The organism is Bacillota bacterium, assembly GCA_024653485.1.
In the GTDB taxonomy this organism is placed as follows: domain Bacteria; phylum Bacillota; class SHA-98; order UBA4971; family UBA4971; genus UBA6256.
Genome location: JANLFY010000001.1, coordinates 142,972 through 162,138, shown reverse-complemented (window position 1 = coordinate 162,138; position 19,167 = coordinate 142,972). Strand labels below are relative to the sequence as shown.

Genomic DNA, 19,167 nt, shown 5'->3' with positions numbered 1-19,167 from the left:
TCCCGCCCGGCGCTTGGCGCCGGCTCCCTCGGCTTGCGTCAAGTTACAAGAATTCGGGGCTTTGGGGATAATAACCCTGACGATCCCGCGAGGGGGATGGATGATGAGGAGCATCGCCTACGCAATCATAGGCGCCTTCGTGGCGCTCGTAACGATGGTAGCAAGCCCCAAAACCTTTGATACCATTCTACAGTCGAGAATACTGGGAGACACTACGCTTCCCCGCTTCACCGACGGTACAGAGAAAAAGAACAGAACACCTGAGCCGCAGGACCTTGTGAAACTCTTTCCCGATGTCGTGGTGAGGCAGTGGACACCCGCGACTCCGGCTGTCGCAATAACGTTCGACGACGGACCCGATACCACCTACACCCCGAAGATCCTTGACGTCCTCGCGAGGCACGGAGTGCGCGCGACGTTCTTCCTCATCGGGCAGGCAGCGGAGAAGCACCCCGAGGTGGTGGCGCGCATAGTCAACGAGGGCCACGCCATAGGAAACCACACGTACTTTCATTCCAACCTTTCGCGCATGGCCGCTTGGCAGGTCCTGGCAGACCTTGAGAAAGCGCAGCAGGTTTTCTCGCGCTTGACGGGCCAGGAGCCCACGGTCGTAAGGCCGCCGTATGGAGCTCTGGATCCGCCTGCCGTCGAGGCCATAGGAAAGAGAGGCCTCAAAGTAGTTCTTTGGACCGTGGATTCATTGGATTGGTGGGGGCTTCGGAAAGACCAGATCCTGAAGAACGTTCTGCCTGCGCTCAAGAGTGGTGTCATAGTTCTGCACCATTCGTCAGGAGGCCCCGAGGAGGATCTCACCGGCACCGTCGAAGCACTCCCTGAGATAATCGCCGCCCTCAAGCAGAAAGGGTACCGCTTCCTTACCGTCCCCGAGGTCCTGGACGAAATCGCGCGACAGCGCGAGGCTGCCAAAGCAGAGAAAGGCGCGCCGGCGTCGGCCTTCCCCTCAGCGGGGAGCTCCTGACCTCCGGACATGGGGAGGCTGCGACCCCCGGACGTGTGGTCGGACACCGAGGACCGGGCGCCTCATCGCTCTCCGTGTGCAGAAGCAGCCCTGTCCACCTTTGAGGAGGTGGTCGGCTCCTCATCTCCGGTCACGCACTGATCGCCTTTGCCTGCGTCGCGGTCTTTCTCCAGCCCCGCACCGGCCTCATGTTTCCTACTGAAAGCGAGGAGCTTCTCGCGTAGCCGGCTCGCGCCCGCGATCCCAGGTCGGGTCATCTGCTCTGGGCTGAGTATGAGATTCAGTTCGTCCTCAGTGAGGAGGCCAGTCTGCAGAACCAAGTCCCTCACAGGTCTGCCAGACGCGAGGGCCTCCTTGGCGATGGCCGAGACAGTGTCGTAGCTCAAGTAAGGATTCAGGGCGGTAAGGATGCCCACGTTGTTCTCGACCACTGCGCGGCATCTATCCTCGTTCGCGGTGATCCCCGTGACACACTTGTCTACGAAGGTATTCACCGTGTTCTTGAGGATGTCTATCGATTGCAGGAGGTTGAAAACCAGGACGGGCTCGAAGACGTTCAGCTCGAGCTGGCCGGCCTGCGCTGCCAGCATTATCGTCACATCGTTCCCGATTATCTGGAACGCGGCCTGGTTCACAGCCTCGGGGATGACCGGATTCACCTTTCCCGGCATGATGGAGGACCCCGGCTGGACGGGCGGCAGGTTTATCTCCTTCAGGCCCGCGAACGGACCCGACGCCAGGAGCCTTAGGTCGTTAGCGATCTTGGACAGCGTGATCGCGCACATCTTGACTGAGGACGAGACGTCCGTGAACAAGTCCACGTTCTGCGTGGCATCCACGAGGTTCTCCGCGAGCCGAAGAGCGTACCCCGTGATGTTCTCGAGCTCTTCCACGACGAGCCTCATGTACTCTGGATCAGCGTTAAGGCCCGTTCCAACCGCCGTCGCGCCCATATTGATCGCAAGTAGTCCGTCGGCGCTCCGGGCTATGCGCTCGAGGTCGCGCTTGACCGCCCCGGCGTACGCCCCGAACTCCTGGCCGAGAGTAATTGGCACTGCGTCCTGCAGATGCGTGCGACCCATCTTGATGACGTCCCTGAACTCCTCGCTCTTCTCCCTAAGGGCGTGGACGAGCCTGTTCAGAGCTTTGATCGCGGGGTGTATCTGCTGCAGCATTGCGAGCTTCGCCGCGGTGGGAAACACGTCATTCGTGGATTGCGACATGTTCACGTGATTCAAGGGATGGACCATGTCGTACTGGCCTTTCCTGCCTCCTAAGATCTCGATGGCCCGGTTCGCCAGCACCTCGTTGACGTTCATGTTCATGGAAGTGCCCGCGCCGCCCTGGATGGCGTCGACTATGAACTGGTCCCGAAACCCGCCTGATACGACCTCGTCGGCCGCTTGAACGATGGCTCTGGCCACATCCTTCTCAAGGTAGCCCATGCGCATGTTGGCAAGGGCGGCCGCCTTCTTGACCATCGCGAAGGACGTCACCAGCGCGGGATGCATCCTGAGACCGGTGATCTGGAAGTTCTCCGCGCTGCGCAGAGTCTGTATCCCGTAGTAAGCGTCTTCCGGAACCTCGCGCGTTCCGAGCAAGTCCTTCTCAATGCGCGTCCTCCCCCGGTCATGGTCGTCTCTCTCTCCCATCTGAACACCCCCAGTGAGCCGTGCGTTGCGTTGCGCCTTGCTCTACGCCGTCGGTCGCGGTCCCGCCGCGCATACGACCCGCCCGCGATCATCCCACCGATCTTGGACCCGTCACTGCGCCAAGCGGGGCATCTGTCTCACCCATCGGAGCAGTAGGAGCTATCCCGATTATACGCCATCTTGAACTGGAAATGAAGGGACGCCGGGGCAGGGACGCCGGGACGTTGCCGCGGGGCTCGGGGCCGCGGCGACCTGAACAGGCGGAGAGTTCTGGCAGGAATTTCCCCAGACGCGGAGAATCAAGGGACTGTTGTGTGTACAGAGGGTTGCGGCGGCGCCTGCCTGAATCGAGGAGGTGCGCTCGCTCGGACCCGGCTTTTCCAGACCAGGGCACGGGAGGCTGGCTGAACTTGGCAAAGCGTCTCGAACTCATCGGTTCTGCGCGGGAATGCGGAATTGACGAACGCGGCGTCATCATGTATACGGATGGAGCTCGCGTGGAGGTACGACTCATCGCTAACGACCTCGTTCAAGTGGAGATGCGCCCGGCAAGTCCTCAGAGTGCGGACACGGGCATCGAGGAGGTCCGCTCGCGGAGATCGTGCGCCGGCACAAAGCCCTCATGGCCGCAAGTAGCGGCGACAATAGAGGACTCTTCCGACGCCGTGTGGCTTAGGACCGAGGCGGTCCTCGTGCGAGTCGCGAAGGCACCTGTCCGCATCGATTTCCTGAGGCCGGACGGAACGCCGATTTGTCTGGAGAGTCCCAGCTGCGGGATGGGATGGCGCGGCACAGGCGCAGGATGCAGCAAGCTCCTGGACGAAGGCGACCATTTCTACGGGTTCGGGGAGCGCACCGGGTTCCTGGACAAGCGCGGCTGTGCCATGACGCTCTGGAACACCGACGCAAATCCACACACACCCTCGACCGACTCGATGTATGTCTCGATCCCGTTCTTCATGAGGATCTCGCGGCAGGGCGCGTATGGCGTGTTCCTGGACAGCGCCGCTCGATGCTTGTTCGATATGGGCAAGTCGTCGCCTGACGAGTACTCGTTCGCCACGGACGAGAAGACTTTCCGCTACTACTTTTTCGCAGGACCCGACGCGAAAGGCGTCCTGAGACGGTACACCGAGCTTACGGGGCGCATGAACCTGCCGCCGCTCTGGGCGCTCGGGTACCACCAGTCCCGCTTCAGCTACCACCCTCAGCAGCAAGTCGAGGAAGTTGCCTCGCGCTTCCGGGAGAGCGGTATCCCATGCGACGCCATATACCTCGACATCCACTACATGCACGGCTTTCGCGTCTTCACTTTCGACCCGGAGGGATTCCGGGACGCGCCGGAACTCATGAGGCGGCTCGCGGCGATGGGATTCAAGGTCGTTGCGATAGTCGATCCGGGAGTGAAGGTCGACCCGGACTACGCCGTGTATCGGGAAGGCGTTAGCAAGGACTGCTTCGTGAAGTTGCCGGGAGGAAAGGTGTTCGAGGCGAGCGTGTGGCCAGGGCTCGTAGCCTTCCCCGACTTCACCCGCGAGGACGTGCGGACATGGTGGGCAGCGCAGCACAGAGCGCTCTTCGATGCCGGCGTTCGCGGCATATGGAACGACATGAACGAGCCCTCGTGCTTCGACACTCCTACGAAGACCATGCCAGGCCAGGCGCTTCACGGGGAGCCCGCAGAGGAGGTGCCGCACGCCCAGGTCCACAACGCCTACGCCAACTTCATGAGTGAAGCCACGTGCCAGGCGTTCAGAGAGCTGTTGCCAGGCGTGCGCCCGTTCGTCATCAGCAGGGCGGGGCACGCCGGGATACAGCGCCACGCGTGCATCTGGACGGGAGACAACTCGAGTTGGTGGCAGCACCTGATGATGGCGGTTCCCATGTGTCTCAACCTCGGCATGTCAGGTGTATCGTTCGTAGGAACGGACGTCGGGGGCTTTTCCGGTGACAGCGATCCCGAACTCGTAGCAAGATGGACGCAGTTGGGGGCGTTCACGCCCTTCTTCCGCAATCACACCACGCTCGGAAGCCGGCCGCAGGAGCCATATTCGCTTGGAGAGCCGTATGTGTCAGTGTGCCGGGACTACATAAGGCTCAGGTACAGGCTCCTTCCGTACATCTACACGCTCATGCGCGAGTCCGCCCAAGAAGGGATCCCAGCGATGCGAGCCATGTTGCTGGAGTTCCCAGAAGACGACAAGGCCCGCGCGGCCTTCGACCAGTTCATGCTCGGGCGGGACATCCTTGTCGCTCCGGTGTACCATCCAGGTTCTTCGTGTCGAATGGTGTACTTGCCTGAGGGGGACTGGGTGGACTTTCACACAGGAGAGAAGGTGCGGGGTGGACGATGCGTCATAGCTGACGCGCCCCTCGAGCGAATCCCCCTCTTCTACAGGGAAGGAGCGATCGTCCCGTATGGAAGGGAGATGAACTATGTCGGAGAGGTTCCCCAGGCGCTGGAGATCGTCGACGTGTACCCCTCTGCCCGTGTCCCGGAGCGAGCTTTCGAGCTATACGTGGACGACGGCGAAACCACGGACTACATGTCGGGCGCGTTTGGGTTCGTAGAGCTAAGATACAAGCTGACGGAGTCAGGAGGAGGACTCCCGGGCGATCCATGCGGCGCGGCGCGCGGCTTCGGAAAGGCCCTTAGCGTCACCGTGGACGCTCATGACGAACGCTACCCGTGCGCGCTTCCCCTCGGAGTGATCAGGATCTTGGGCTGTGATGCTCCCCCTTCGAGAGTCGTCCTAGGTGGCGAGGTGTTGCGCGAGGTAAGCAGCTTGTCGGAGATACGCGGTGGAAGGCGCGCGTACTTTGTGGACGCGGCGAGACACCAGGTGTACGTCGGCGTGCATGGAATAGCCCACGGCGTGCGCATCGAGGCACTGTGGGCATAGATTGTGGGCACGGGACGACGCGGCCCTTGGCTCCTTGACCGAAGGGAAGGAGCGACCCACCCCCCTCGCCGGCCCAGACGCTTCGCGCGTTCGCCGCGGGCCGCGGAGTGAGCGGCCGGTGCTGAGCGGCCGGTGCTGAAGGGAGGAGGATGATCAGAAACCGGGGATCGCGAGCATCCCTCGCGAGCGCCCCGGTTTTCTAGTGCAAGCCCTCTTCAGCATGGGCTATTCGGGCTATCTCGCTGTCAGCGGAAGCAACCCGGCCGTGCCCCAACCGCTGACCGACCGCCGGATGGTTCAAGCATTCAGCGGGATGAGAAAGATGAAGAAGAATGGGAAGACGATGATGGCAATGATGATGATGATCCACCACCAGTTGCCGCCGAACCAACCGGACTTGGGCTTGGTTATCTCTGCCATGTTGCCACCCCCTCGGCGTGCCGTCACCGGCTTGTCGTGGTCCGCGGATACCCCACAGCCACGATATCATATGTCCGACCTATTGGGGATGACACATCGGAGAGGCGGCGGTGTGAAACCAATGGTGGAGGCGGCGGGAGTCGAACCCGCGTCCGAAGAGGCAACTCGAGGAGCTTCTACGAGCGTAGCGTGGGGTTTCCGTTCGCCCCGGGGGCGCTCCCGCGCCGGCTCCCCGCGAGGCTATCTCGATGATCTTGACTCGACCCTCCGAGAATTGGGACGAGAGCATCCTGGTTTAGATGACGCCCGCACCGGTCTCCCAGGCCAAGCCCGGATTGGACGGCTGCGTTAATTACGCAGCGTAAGCGTACTCGTTGTTGGCACTTATCGTGCGTTCCACCGTTTAACGAGGTCGGCGGGATCTCGGCTCGCTACCCCTGTCGTCACAGCTCCCCGTCGAAACCGTAACGCCCCCACAAACTTGAGCTCCCGATCACGCTCTCCCGGCTCTTTCCTTGATCGCACGGTCCGTCTCACGCGCGAGATCTCGCTTCGCGACGGCCTCGCGTTTGTCGTAGAGCTTCTTGCCCTTCGCGAGGGCAAGCTCGACTTTGGCGAGGCCCCCTCTAAGGTACACCTTGAGCGGCACCAGCGTGAAGCCGCGCTCTTGGGTCTTGCCCTGGAGCCGCCTGATCTCCTGCTTGTGTAGGAGAAGCCTTCGCGTGCGGAGGGGCTCGTGGTTGAACCTGTTCCCATGATCGTACGGGCTTATGTTCATGTTATAAAGCAGAACCTCGCCATCCTCCACTCTCGCGAAGCTGTCGCGAAGGCTCACCATTCCGCGTCGAACCGATTGGATCTCCGTGCCGGTGAGGGCTATCCCCGCCTCGTACGTCTCATGGATATGATAGTCGTGATACGCCTTTCGATTCGTCGCGACGATCTTCTGCTCTGACAAAGCCCCTCACCTGCACGCCCATTATACCATGGCGGCAGGGGGCGTTCAAGCGACACCGGAGGGACGACGCCGAAGGCAGGGCCCTCGCCTGGCTACAGCCCGAGCTCCTCCGCGATTCCCTGCATGGCCGCAAGCCCGATCCCGATGAAACCTTCGAGCGAGAGGCCGAGCTCGGAGCAGCTCCTGATCTGGTCCCTGTTCGCTCCGCGTGCGAACGACGACTCCTTGAACCTGTTCATCACGAAGCCCACGTCTATGGCTGAAAGCCTCTTCTCCGGATGGATGAGAGCCGCCGCCACGAGAAGCCCGGTCAGAGGATCCACAGCATAGAGCGCCTTGTCCAGGCGAGTTTCGCGGGGAATCCCGTGGACTTCGTTGTGCGCCTTGACAGCGCTCACTACGTCGCCAGGTAGTCCCAGCCTCTCGAGCATCTCGCCGCCCACGAGGCTGTGACGGTCAGGGTCGTGAGAGGTCTCGTCGTAGTCTATGTCATGAAGGAGGCCCGCCAACGCCCACTTTTCCGCGTCCTCTCCGAAGTGCTCAGCGAGTGCCTTCATGACTGCCTCCGTGGCGAGCATGTGCTTTATGAGGTTCTTGGTCTTCACATGCCTCTTCACAAGTTCAAACGCGTCTTGTCTGGACATCATGGGATCATCCGTCTCCTTCCCGAACCGGCCGAAATGTGTGGGTGCGTACCGAAGGGCCCGGGCCCCGCCCGGGCCCCGTAAGTGGCGGAAGAAGTGCATGGAGACCATGCACTTCTTCGGAATATCCACGTCTCCATTACACCGACGCCCGGCTTCACGCGGTGCTTCTCCAAGAGTCCGGCGCGCCGACGAAGGTCAAGTCACCCAGAGGTCACGCGAATCCTGACGCCCAAACGGAACCCAAACGTCACGATACACAGCGTCGTGGGGGCACCAAGCCACATTCCGCCATAGGCCGCCACAGGCCTACCTGAACAGCCCCGTGATGGCCGCGTTCAACTCGATGATTAGCGGTGCAAAGACGAGAGCGACCACGGTCATGAGTTTGAGAAGGATGTTCAGGGCCGGACCCGCGGTATCCTTGAACGGATCGCCGACTGTGTCACCTATGACGGCGGCGGCGTGGACCGGTGTCCCCTTGCCTCCGAGGTTCCCGGCCTCGATGTGCTTCTTGGCGTTGTCCCACGCACCTCCCGCGTTGGCAAGCTGGATTGCCAGCGGCACGCCGGTCGCGAGGGACCCCGCGAGAAGCCCACCGAGCGTGTCCACACCCAGGGCTATTCCGACTATGAGAGGTATGACCACTGCCAACAGTCCCGGCACGACCATCTCTCGCAGCGCGCCCGCGGTCGTGATGTCAACGCACCTCGCGTATTCCGCGCGCGCCGTGCCCTCCATGAGGCCAGGTATCTCCTTGAACTGCCTGCGGACTTCCTCGACTACCTTGAACGCTGCGCGCCCGACGGCCTCCATGGCACTGGCAGCGAAGATGTAGGGAACCATCGCCCCGACAAACAGGCCTGCCACCACCCTCGCGTTCAGAAGATCCATCACGGAGAGCTTGACCGCTTGGGCATATGCGAAGAACAATGCAAGCGCTGTGAGAGCGGCGGATCCGATGGCAAACCCTTTCGCTATGGCCGCCGTTGTATTCCCGGCGGCGTCCAGTGAATCGGTGATCTTTCGAACCTCGGGCGGCATGTGGGCCATCTCGGCGATGCCACCGGCGTTATCGGATATGGGCCCGTACGCGTCGACCGACACCGTCATGCCCGCGATAGAGAGCATCCCGAGAGCCGCGACCGCAATTCCGTAGAAGCCCGCCGCGGCGAAGGCGACCAGGATGGCAACGGCGACAAAGAGCAGCGGGAGAGCGGTGCTCCTCATGCTGAGGGCGAATCCCCCGATGATGTTGGTGGCCGGTCCGGTGAGGCACGTCTTCGCGAGGTTCTCGACGGACTTCCCAGATGTGTACCTCTCCGCTACCTGCCCGATGACAACGCCAGCCAAGAGCCCCAGGAGCGCCGCCCAGAAGACGTTGAGCTCACCATAATAGAACCTGCTAAGAATGAACGAGCCCACCACGGCAAGTGCCGCGCTGGCGAACGTGCCCGTCCGAAGCGCCGCGCCCGGATCTCCGCCGGTCTCGCTCGTCCTCACGAAGAACGTCGCGATAACGGAAGCGATGATTCCTACCGCCGCGAGCCCCAGAGCAAACACTATGCCTTTGAACTTGGCTTCAGGTGTGGGGAACGTCGCAACCGCTATCACCATGGCCGACACTATGGAGCCGACGTACGACTCATAGAGGTCCGCGCCCATCCCGGCTACGTCACCCACGTTGTCACCCACCAAGTCGGCGATGACTGCTGGGTTACGAGGGTCATCCTCGGGGATGCCCTTCTCCACCTTGCCTACGAGGTCGGCTCCCACATCAGCGGCTTTAGTGTAGATACCTCCGCCCACCCTGGCGAACAGGGCAACGAAGCTCGCGCCCATGCTGAAGCCTGCCACGAGTTCCGTGGCTGAGAAGGGATCCTGCCCTGGGAGCCTGGCCAATATGTAGTATACGAGTGATAGCGTGAATAACCCGATGCCGACCACGTACATCCCCATGACAGCCCCGCCGGGAAACGCCACGCGCAGGGCGTTGTTGAACCCCTTCGTGGCTGCCTGGGCAGTCCTAGCGTTTGCCCGCGTGGATATCTGCATGCCTACGAAGCCCGCTGATATGGACGCGCCGGCCCCAAGCGCGAACGCCAGAGCGCTGTACGGGCTTATGCCCACCACGAGGATGACGAAAACTATCACGAGGAACACGAATACCACGGTGTACTCCCGCTTCAGAAACGCCATCGCTCCCTCATGGATGGCGCCGGAGAGCTCTCTCATCGTGGCGTTGCCCGGATCTTTGGCGAGAACACTGGAGATCAGGTAGCCGACGAACGCTAGCGCAAGTGCTCCCGCAAACGTTGTGTACAGGACGGACGACGTGGCAATACCCGGCATTTCACTTCACCTCTCGACCGATTCCATCGTCTGTGCCGCGCCATACATCTCAGCCGCACCGCACGCAAGCGCGCCTCGCACTCCGAGGACAAAGTGCCCCGGCCTTTGCACGGCACGGGGCGCGGGTCTATCTAACCACAGTGAGCAGAACCGAGGACACCAGGAAGGCCACCGCCACCACGGTGGTGATCTTGCTCAGCAGGTCCTCCCAACCCTTGTTCTTCGCAAAGAACAACTGCCCGCCGCCGCCTATGGATCCGAGTCCCTCGCCCTTGCTGGACTGCAGAAGCACGACGACGATGAGAGCGACGGACACGATGAACTGGATCACGATCAGCGCCGTTCGCAAAGCTTGCCACCCCCCATGCCGCTGCTCTACGAAATGATGTACCTCTCCGCCCGGTGAGAACCAAAACCCATTGTAGCACACCGCCAGGGAGGTGGCAAGCGTTCGACCAGCCGGCTGACCGGGCAACCGCGCCTCGTACCGGCCCGGACACTCAGCCGCCGGACCTCGCACGGTCTCCCTTCCTTCCTCCGCCAGGCCTCCGCCAGGGTGCTTGTCACACGCGGAACGCCGCACGTCCCGCGAACATCCCGGCCTCGTCGAGCATGTCCTCTATCCTCAGTAGCTCGTTGTACTTGGCCACTCGGTCCGTGCGCGACGGCGCTCCCGTCTTTATCTGGCCGCTGTTCGTGGCGACCGCTATGTGGGCTATGGTGACGTCCTCTGTCTCCCCAGAGCGGTGAGATATGACCGCCGTGTAACCAGCTCTGTGGGCCATCTCGATGGCCGCCAGCGTCTCGGTGAGGGTCCCGATCTGATTCACCTTGATGAGGACCGAGTTCGCGACGCCGGACCTTGTCCCGCGCTCGATTCGCTCGGTGTTCGTCACGAACACGTCGTCCCCCACTATCTGGACCCTCTTGCCGAGCGTGTCAGTGAGCAGCTTCCAGCCGTCCCAATCGTCCTCGGCAAGCCCGTCCTCTATCGATATGATCGGGTACTTCTCGGCGAGTCCCTTCCAGTAATCTACCAGCTCAGCAGTGGTCCGCTTTCGACCTTCGCCCTCGAATACATAGGCACCGTCCTTGTACATCTCACTAGCCGCAGGGTCCAGCGCTATGAGCACGTCATCCCCCGGCCTGTAACCGGCGGTCTCGATAGCCCGCACGATGAGCTCGAGGGCTTCTTCGTTCGATCCAAGATTCGGGGCAATGCCGCCCTCGTCTCCGACAGCCGTGCTCATTCCCTTCTTCTTTACGACATTTCGGAGGTTGTGGAACACCTCCGCTCCCATGCGCAGCGCGTCCGCGAACGTGACGCCGCCCACCGGCGCTATCATGAACTCCTGGATGTCCACGTTGTTGTCGGCGTGCTTGCCGCCGTTCAGGATGTTCATTAGCGGCACAGGCAGCACGTGCGCCGCGGTACCTCCGATGTATCGGTAGAGAGGAAGCCCGAGCGATTCGGCCGCGGCTTTCGCGCACGCGAGCGACACGGCGAGAATGGCGTTGGCTCCCAGCTTCTCCTTGTTGGGCGTACCATCCAGCTCGAGCATGATGTTGTCGATCTCCATCTGCTCGGTGGCGTCCATGCCCTCCAGCTCGGGGCCAATGGTCTCGTTGACGTTCTCCACTGCCTTCTGGACGCCCTTGCCGAGGTACCTCTTCTCGTCCCTGTCACGCAGCTCGAGCGCCTCGTGAGTCCCCGTGGACGCGCCTGACGGAACCGCCGCCCTCCCGACGGTGCCGTCGGCCAAAGTCACCTCCGCTTCCACGGTGGGATTCCCGCGCGAGTCTAGGATCTCCCGTGCGTACACATCCACGATCGTAGTCATGAAAACACCCCTCTCGCTCACACAGATGCCATGTTCGGCTTGTCCATGAGTCACCTGGACTTGACAATGGCCGCGAAACTCTCCGAGTCGAGACTCGCCCCTCCGACGAGGGCGCCGTCTATGTCGGGCTGACCGAGGAAGTCCGCGATATTCTGGGGTTTCACGCTGCCCCCGTACTGAATTCGAACCTCTTGTGCGATCCTCTCGTTGAAGACCTCGGCCACCGACTGCCTGATGAGGTGGATCACCCTGTTTGCTTCTTCAGCCGAGGCGGTCCGGCCGGTGCCGATGGCCCAGACGGGCTCGTAGGCTATTACGATCCTCTCGGCGCCGTTCGTCTTCACGCCGCTCAGGGCAGCTTTCGTCTGCCTCACGACCACGTCTTCGGTCCTGCCTGCGTCGCGTTCCTCAAGGGTCTCGCCTACGCAGATTATGGGAAGCAGCCCGTTTGCCATGGCCGACTTGACCTTCCTGTTCACAGCCTCATCCGTCTCGCCGAAGTAGGTCCTGCGCTCGGAATGGCCCAGGATCACGTACATGCACCCGAGGCTCCGCAGCATCAGAGGGGATATCTCGCCCGTGTACGCCCCCTCCTCCTCCCAGTGCATGTTCTGCGCTCCGAGCTCGATGTTGCTGCCGCGGAGAGCCTCCCGAACCGCGTCGAGGGCGGTGAAGGGAGGGCACACCACTACCTCCACGTCTCCCACATCGGCAAGAGTCCCCTTGAGATCCTCGACGAGGTCCACCGCCTCATCGCGGGTCTTGTTCATCTTCCAGTTGCCTGCGATTATCCGTCGCCGCAAACCATTCACCTCCGCATCCCCGCGTGCCCGCGCCGCCCATGATGGCCGTGAGGATCGTGAGGACGTCCCACGGCTCCTCGGTGCCCGGTTCCGGGCAGGGCTCATTCGCCCGGAGCCTCGCCCGCAGAAGGGCTCACCACCTCACGGGCCAGCCCAGGCATCGCCCCCTTTGGCACACGCATCGTCGTTCACGCCTTGTCCTTGAGCACAGCCACGCCGGGCAGTTCCCTACCCTCGAGGAACTCCAGCGAAGCTCCACCTCCCGTGGAGACGTGGGTCACCTTGTCGGCGAAGCCCATCTCTTCGAGGGCAGCCGCAGAGTCTCCGCCCCCGACTATGGTGACAGCTTTCGACTCGGCGAGAGCCCTCGCTACACCTCGCGTGCCCTCGGCGAACGGCTTCATCTCGAACACACCCATCGGGCCGTTCCACACAACCGTCCTCGCGCCTGCGATCTCCCTGCTGAACCTTGTGACAGTCTCGGGTCCGATGTCAAGCGCCTGCCAGTCCCGCGGGATCTGGTCCACCTGTACTACGCGGGTCCTCGCATCCTCGGCCATGCGGTCGGCGATGACCACGTCTGACGGAAGAAGGAACCTCACGCCTCTAGTCTCGGCTCTCTCCATGAGCTCCTTGGCGAGATCGATCTTGTCGGCCTCTAAGATGGACTGGCCCACCTCAAGACCCTTGGCCTTGAGGAACGTGTACGCCATTCCGCCTCCGATCATTAGCGTGTCCACCTTGTCGAGGAGGTTGCGCACCACGCCCACCTTGTCCCTCACCTTTGCTCCACCCAATATCGCCACGAACGGCCTCTCGGGGTCGGCGAGGGCCTTTCCCATGATCCGTATCTCCTTCTCCATGAGGAAACCCGCGACAGCCGGCAGGAATCTTGCCACACCTGCGGTTGACGCGTGAGCGCGATGAGCGGTTCCAAAGGCGTCATTCACATAGAGGTCGGCCAAGTCCGCAAGATCCCTCGAGAACCCCTCGTCATTGGCCTCCTCTTCCGCGTGAAACCTGAGGTTTTCGAGGAGCACCACGTCTCCCGGGTTCATCGCGGCAACGGTCGCCTTGACCTCGTCGCCCACGCATTCGTTCAGCTTGAGTACGGGTTTTTCTAGGAGTTCCGAAAGCCTCCTGGCCACGGGGTCCATCCTGAACTCGTCCGTAGGCTTGCCCTTGGGACGTCCGAGATGGGAGGCAAGGATCACCTTGGCCCCGCGGTCGACAAGGTACTTTATAGTCGGCAGTGCTGCCTTGATACGGGTATCGTCCGTTATCTTGCGGCTTGCGTCCATCGGGACGTTGAAGTCCACCCTAACCAGGACGCGCTTTCTACCTACATCCACATCTCTGATGGTAGCCTTCGCCACGCGCGATCACCTCTTTCTGGATTCCGTGGCTCCCCTTGTGCCGGAGCAACCTCCTGGAATGGCCGCGTCGTCCGGCCCTGCCGGCCTGCTGACGCGGCCATTCCCTTCCCTTCAGCACATAGCCGCTGCGCTAGCTGCCCCACTCGCAACGTCTCGAGCTCACAGCCCTTTGCCGGCGATATAGGCCACGAGGTCCACAACCCTCACCGAGTAAGCCCACTCGTTGTCGTACCACGCTATGACCTTGACCATCGTGCCGTCCATTACCATCGTGGACATCGCATCGACTATCGCGGAGTGCGGGTCTCCGTTGAAGTCCTTGGAAACGAGCGGCTCCTCCGTGTAAGCAAGAATGCCCTTGAGCGCCCCTTCCGACGCCGCCCTCAAAGCTGCGTTCACTTCCTCGGCGGTCGTGGGCTTTTCCACGTCAGCCACGAGGTCTACCACAGACACGTTGGGGGTAGGCACGCGCATCGCAAAACCGTTCAACTTGCCGTTGAGCTCCGGAAGCACCTTGCCTACGGCTTTAGCCGCGCCGGTCGTCGTTGGAATGATGGACATTCCTGCGGCTCGCGCGCGCCGGAAGTCTTTGTGCATGAGATCCAGAGTCCTCTGATCGTTGGTGTACGAATGAACTGTCGTCATAAGCCCCCTGATGATGGTGAAGTTCTCGTGAATGACCTTGGCGACCGGGGCAAGACAGTTCGTGGTGCAGGACGCGTTGGAGATGATGTTGTGCTTTTGGGGATCGTAGCTCTTCTCGTTGACCCCCATCACTATCGTGAGGTCCTCACCCTTGGCGGGAGCCGTGATGATGACCTTCTTCGCCCCGCCCTTGAGGTGTCCGGCAGCCTTGTCGGCGTTCGTGAACACGCCTGTGGACTCGATGACTATGTCCACACCCAGATCCTTCCATGGTATGGCCGCGGGGTCTTTCTCGGATATCACCTTGACTGACTTGCCGTTGACTACTATCTCTCCCTCTTTCGCTTCCACAGTGCCACGGAAGGTGCCGTGCACCGAATCGTATTTCAATAGGTGAGCGTTGATCTTCGCGTCGGCAAGGTCGTTCACCGCGACGATGTCGATGGCCGGGTTCTCCAAAGCCGCCCGGTACGCTATCCTTCCGATCCTGCCGAAACCGTTGATTCCAACTCTGACTGCCATTTTCCCTCTCCTCCTCATAGCTTCGGGTCTTGCGTCTATCTCTCGAGCTCTCGCATTCTCCGAGCCGCCGCCTCGTCGGTCACGAGCGCCTCCCGACTCTGTTGCTTGATGACGGCCAGCACCGCCTGCGCCTTCTTGGCTCCGCCGGCCACAGCCACCAGCTTCTTTCCGGCGAGGTCCTCCGGGCGTATGCCCATGCTCGGCGTGTAGTATACCATCCTGCCCTCGCTGTCGAAGTAGTATCCGAACATCTCGGCCACGGCGCCACTCGATGTGAGGATCTCCAGCGCCTGTCCGGTGATGCCACGTCTTCTCGCCATCTCCTCAAGGGTGCCAACCCCGTGAACAACGATTCGAGCCCTCTTTATGAGGTCCAAGACTTCCTTTATGCGAGGCTCGTCCACTATCCGCGAAATCGTGTCCGGGTGGAGATCATCAGGCACGTTGAGCACCCGGTAGGCGCCCCCCATGCGCTTCGCCATGGTCACCGCTATGGTATCGGCTTGTGTCTCTACCTCCTCTCCGAGGCTTCCCCGCGCTGGGACGACAGTGATGCCCTTGGGCCATCCCGAAGGCACGATGGCCGACGCTACCTCGGCCATGGTCGTGCCCCCACCGGCGGCTATGATGTCCCCTTCCTCCACGATATCCCGGAGGATGCGCACCACTGCTCTGCCCATCTCTTTCTTGACTGTGGGATCGCGCCCGGAGTCACCCGCAACCACCACCACCCTTGCCACTGGCAATTGCTCCTCCAGACTCTGCTCGAGCCTGGCAAAGCCGCGAAGCTCGCGCACGTACTCCCCCAATTCCGCGAAAGTGCGCTCGCCGTCTGGAGTCAGAGTCACGCCAGCCGGGCCGACAGCAACGAGGCCTTGCTGACGCAAGAACTCCAGCTCTCCCCTGACCGCTCGCTCTTTCTCCGCAAGCCGTGTGGAGAGGGTGCGCCTGCCCACCGGCTGAGAGAAGTGTATGTGACGGAGGAGCGAGTAACGGATGTCCACGAGCTCTCCGATCTCGGGGGCTATCTTCCGCTGCAGACTCACGAACCTGTCCATATCGCGTGTCCCGGCCTCTTTCCTCGGAGCCTGTTTCGGCAAGCCACCACGCAGGCTGGACAGTCTGCAGGTCGGCTGCTTGCACGGCGCGACACGGTCCGCGACCCACCATGGGATTGGATGGCAACTCCGTGGGACGCCTTCCGTCCCGGCGGAGGCATCAGCGTCCCACTAGATCCAAAATAAAAAGTCCCATCGTCCTCTGTATTTTATTCTTCACGCGGCGGAAAAATCCTTCTCCTCGGCATCCCAAATCTGCTCAAAACCTCTTACGCTGCTTGGAGGCGGGAATCATGTCCTCCTCACGGTACTTGGCCACGGTGCGCCTGGATATGAGGATGCCTTGCGCCCTCAGCAGGTCAGCTATCGCCTGGTCGCTCAAGGGCTCCTTGGGATCCTCTGACTCGATGATGTCGCGGATCATCCTCTTGATGCTTTCGCTCGATGCCGAGTCACCGGTGGCCGTCGGGACGCCGCTTGCGAAGAAGAATCTCATCTCGTACACGCCCCTCGGGGTCTGGACGTACTTGCCTGCCGTCGCTCTGCTGACCGTGGATTCGTGGACGCCGATCTCATCCGCGACTTCTTTCAGAGTGAGCGGCTTCAGGTGCTTGATGCCTTTGTCGAAGAAGTCGCGCTGGAACCTGACGATGCACTCGGTGACCCTGTAGAGAGTCCTCCTCCGCTGCTCAATGCTGCGTATTAGCCACATCGCCGAACCCAGCTTGGACTTGACGAACTCGACCGCACCCGCCTCCTGCTGTGGGTTCCTGAGCATCTCCCGATAAGCCGGGTTTATGGTAAGGCGCGGAGCCGACACGTCGTTCACGACGATCACGTAGTCGTCGCCCACCCTCTCCACCGTCACGTCCGGCACTATGTACCCGGCCGGGCGCGTTCCAGAGAACTCCCTACCAGGCTTCGGATCGAGGGTCTTGATCACGTCGCACGCTCTTTGGACCGCCGCGACCGGCCTCTGAAGGCGCTGGGCTATCTTAGCCAGCCTCCCAGCGGCCACATCATCCAGGTAGTCCTTGATGAGAGTGGACGCGAGGTCTCGCTCATCGGCCGGAACGTCGATGGTGCCGAGCTGGATGAGAAGACATTCCCTGAGATTCCGAGCGCCCACCCCCGAAGGCTCGAACCCCTGTACCACACTGAGCACTCGTTCGACTCGCTCGACGCTTACCCCCGCCATCGCTGCTATCTCGGAGACCTCCATCCGAAGGTAGCCGTCATCGTCGATCCCCCCGATGATGATGCTCCCGATCCTCATGTCATCATCGCTCAGGGGCGACAGGCGCAGCTGAAACATTAGATGCTCCTGAAAGGATTCCTGGTGACCCACGTAGGACTCATACGACGATTCAGCTTCCTCGTTCCTCTCCCTCGGCATGACGTATCCAAGGTCGCTCGCATCGTCGAAGTACGCCTGCCAATCGACGTCCGGGCCGTCCGTTACCGCGTCTCCCCGGTCGTCTTGCGAGCCATCCGAGGCTTCGCCTCTTTGGCGCTCGTTCACATCGCGGGACAACGTCTCATCCGACCGCGCGTCGGCAGCCTCTATACCACCGTCATCTCCCGAGGCTGTTTCAGGCCCGGTCGCGTCAGCCAGCTCGAGCACGGGGTTCTCCAGCATTTCAGTCTCGATGTACTCGCGGAGCTCCATCCAGGGCAACTGGAGGACGGTTATTGCTTGGCGAAGCTCAGGGGTTATCACGAGCTTCTGAACCTGCTTGAGGCTCATCTCATAACCCATCCTCATTGCCCCGTTCACTTCTCGTCACACCTCCCTTCCCCACTAGAGTATTCGCCCCAGGGCTTGAATCTCCTCTGTCTTCCGCTCTGAGGCGGCGGGCAAGATTCAGGAGCCGCCTCATCCGGTGATTGGCCGCGGACTTGGTAATGGCAGGCACTGCCATCTCACCAAGCTCCTTCAGGCTGGCTCCGGGATGCTCCAGCCGAAGCCGGGCGATCTCTTGAAGGCCCGGAGGAAGATGGTGCAAGCCGACCCGCGCCGCGAGCTCCCTTATGGCCTCCATTTGGGCAAGCCCCGCCTCGACCGCCTTCTCTACGTTCGCGGTGTCGCAGTTGACCGCACGGTTGACATTGCCGCGCATCCCGCGCACGACGCGCACGCTCTCAAGGGCGATCACCGACGCGTGGGCGCCGATGACCCGGAGGAGTTGGGCAACGTCATCGCCCCCTTTGACGTACACCATGACCCCCCTCCTGCGCCCGGATATCCTCGCCGCGACCGCGAAAGAGGCGGCCAGACGCACTATCCCCTTCGCGTGCGACTGTGCGTCAGTCATTATCTCCATGTGATATGCGTGCTCGGGGTCTTGGACGTACCCCCGGGCAAGGAACGCTCCCCTCAGGTACGCCCTCCGGCAGCACATTCTCGCTAGTATCCTCCAAGGAACCCCTGGTCTCATGGCACAGCGCCCGTCGCGGCAGGTTCTCCGCAAGACCACGCCCATCTCGTCTAGTGCCGCACAGGTCCTCTCGTCCAACGGAAGCGACACGACATGAAGGTGTCCAGGAGCGCCCCCCTTGCGTTTCACGGTGTTTACCGGCGGCCTCAGACCGAAGAGATCGCGCACGAGAGACACGATTCTCCTGGCAAGCGCCGCGTTCTCCGTGGTCATCTCGAAACGCGAGTCGCCCCGATCCTGCCTCCCCCCGGCGAAGCGCCCCGTCATGCGAGCGATGGCCGCAAGTTCAGCCAGAACGCAACACCTGCTCTCCGCGCTGAACCGCGCGAGCTCGTCCTTGGTATTGGCCGAGAACATGAGACATCCCACCCGTCTCGATTCTACCACAGCCTCCTAAGACTCGCCTTGGGAATAATCGAAGCGGCTGCCAGAATAGCTTTACGGTGGGGCCAAACCCGGCTCGGTCGCAACCAAGTTATGGGCGGTGCGTGCTGGGCGAGGTGAACGGCCCTCGTTTCTCAAAGAACGGAGGCGGTGGAATGGCTGTCGACTCACCACGTTCGGCCTCGCGACTAT

At 61.7% G+C, this 19,167-nt stretch carries 15 protein-coding genes and 1 other RNA gene; 2 read left to right on the top strand and 14 right to left on the bottom strand.

Annotated features, from left to right (window positions below; genetic code table 11):
* Positions 1-100: 100 nt before the first annotated feature.
* Positions 101-979 (top strand): polysaccharide deacetylase family protein, encoded by an 879-nt coding sequence (locus tag NUW12_00635; protein ID MCR4401281.1) that lies wholly within the window; start codon positions 101-103, stop codon positions 977-979.
* A gap of 62 nt (positions 980-1,041) precedes the next feature.
* Here NUW12_00635 and aspA read toward each other — a convergent pair whose 3' ends face one another.
* Complete coding sequence (gene aspA, locus NUW12_00630) at positions 1,042-2,631, bottom strand: aspartate ammonia-lyase (GenBank protein ID MCR4401280.1); 1,590 nt, start codon at positions 2,629-2,631, stop codon at positions 1,042-1,044.
* 410 nt (positions 2,632-3,041) lie between these two features.
* Here aspA and NUW12_00625 point away from each other — a divergent pair, with 410 nt between their 5' ends.
* Positions 3,042-5,534, top strand: a complete 2,493-nt coding sequence (locus NUW12_00625; protein MCR4401279.1) for a glycoside hydrolase family 31 protein — start codon at positions 3,042-3,044, stop codon at positions 5,532-5,534.
* A gap of 297 nt (positions 5,535-5,831) precedes the next feature.
* Here the strand turns inward: NUW12_00625 and NUW12_00620 are convergent, their stop codons facing one another.
* From NUW12_00620 to whiA, 13 genes are all read right to left on the bottom strand, one after another.
* Positions 5,832-5,954: a hypothetical protein gene (locus tag NUW12_00620; GenBank protein MCR4401278.1), complete on the bottom strand. Its 123-nt coding sequence runs from the start codon at positions 5,952-5,954 to the stop codon at positions 5,832-5,834.
* Between the two features lie 122 nt (positions 5,955-6,076).
* Positions 6,077-6,429: a transfer-messenger RNA gene (ssrA, locus tag NUW12_00615) on the bottom strand.
* A gap of 18 nt (positions 6,430-6,447) precedes the next feature.
* On the bottom strand, positions 6,448-6,912 hold the full coding sequence (gene smpB, locus NUW12_00610) for an SsrA-binding protein SmpB (protein ID MCR4401277.1): 465 nt from the start codon (positions 6,910-6,912) through the stop codon (positions 6,448-6,450).
* A gap of 92 nt (positions 6,913-7,004) precedes the next feature.
* Positions 7,005-7,556: an HDIG domain-containing protein gene (locus NUW12_00605; protein ID MCR4401276.1), complete on the bottom strand. Its 552-nt coding sequence runs from the start codon at positions 7,554-7,556 to the stop codon at positions 7,005-7,007.
* A gap of 309 nt (positions 7,557-7,865) precedes the next feature.
* A complete protein-coding gene (locus tag NUW12_00600) occupies positions 7,866-9,908 on the bottom strand; it encodes a sodium-translocating pyrophosphatase (protein ID MCR4401275.1) in 2,043 nt (680 codons plus the stop codon).
* Between the two features lie 127 nt (positions 9,909-10,035).
* Entirely contained in the window at positions 10,036-10,257 is a 222-nt protein-coding gene (secG, locus tag NUW12_00595) for a preprotein translocase subunit SecG (GenBank protein MCR4401274.1), read from the bottom strand.
* Positions 10,258-10,471: 214 nt separating this feature from the next.
* Positions 10,472-11,749, bottom strand: a complete 1,278-nt coding sequence (gene eno, locus NUW12_00590) for a phosphopyruvate hydratase (protein MCR4401273.1) — start codon at positions 11,747-11,749, stop codon at positions 10,472-10,474.
* Positions 11,750-11,799: 50 nt separating this feature from the next.
* Positions 11,800-12,552, bottom strand: coding sequence for a triose-phosphate isomerase (tpiA, locus tag NUW12_00585; GenBank protein ID MCR4401272.1), 753 nt, complete (start codon positions 12,550-12,552; stop codon positions 11,800-11,802).
* Between the two features lie 188 nt (positions 12,553-12,740).
* Entirely contained in the window at positions 12,741-13,928 is a 1,188-nt protein-coding gene (locus NUW12_00580; protein MCR4401271.1) for a phosphoglycerate kinase, read from the bottom strand.
* Positions 13,929-14,087: 159 nt separating this feature from the next.
* On the bottom strand, positions 14,088-15,095 hold the full coding sequence (gene gap / locus NUW12_00575) for a type I glyceraldehyde-3-phosphate dehydrogenase (GenBank protein ID MCR4401270.1): 1,008 nt from the start codon (positions 15,093-15,095) through the stop codon (positions 14,088-14,090).
* A gap of 35 nt (positions 15,096-15,130) precedes the next feature.
* Complete coding sequence (locus NUW12_00570; GenBank protein MCR4401269.1) at positions 15,131-16,153, bottom strand: hypothetical protein; 1,023 nt, start codon at positions 16,151-16,153, stop codon at positions 15,131-15,133.
* Positions 16,154-16,412: 259 nt separating this feature from the next.
* A complete protein-coding gene (gene rpoN / locus NUW12_00565) occupies positions 16,413-17,918 on the bottom strand; it encodes an RNA polymerase factor sigma-54 (GenBank protein MCR4401268.1) in 1,506 nt (501 codons plus the stop codon).
* Entirely contained in the window at positions 17,902-18,948 is a 1,047-nt protein-coding gene (gene whiA, locus NUW12_00560) for a DNA-binding protein WhiA (GenBank protein MCR4401267.1), read from the bottom strand. The genes rpoN and whiA overlap by 17 nt, the downstream gene beginning before the upstream one ends.
* Positions 18,949-19,167 lie beyond the last annotated feature (219 nt).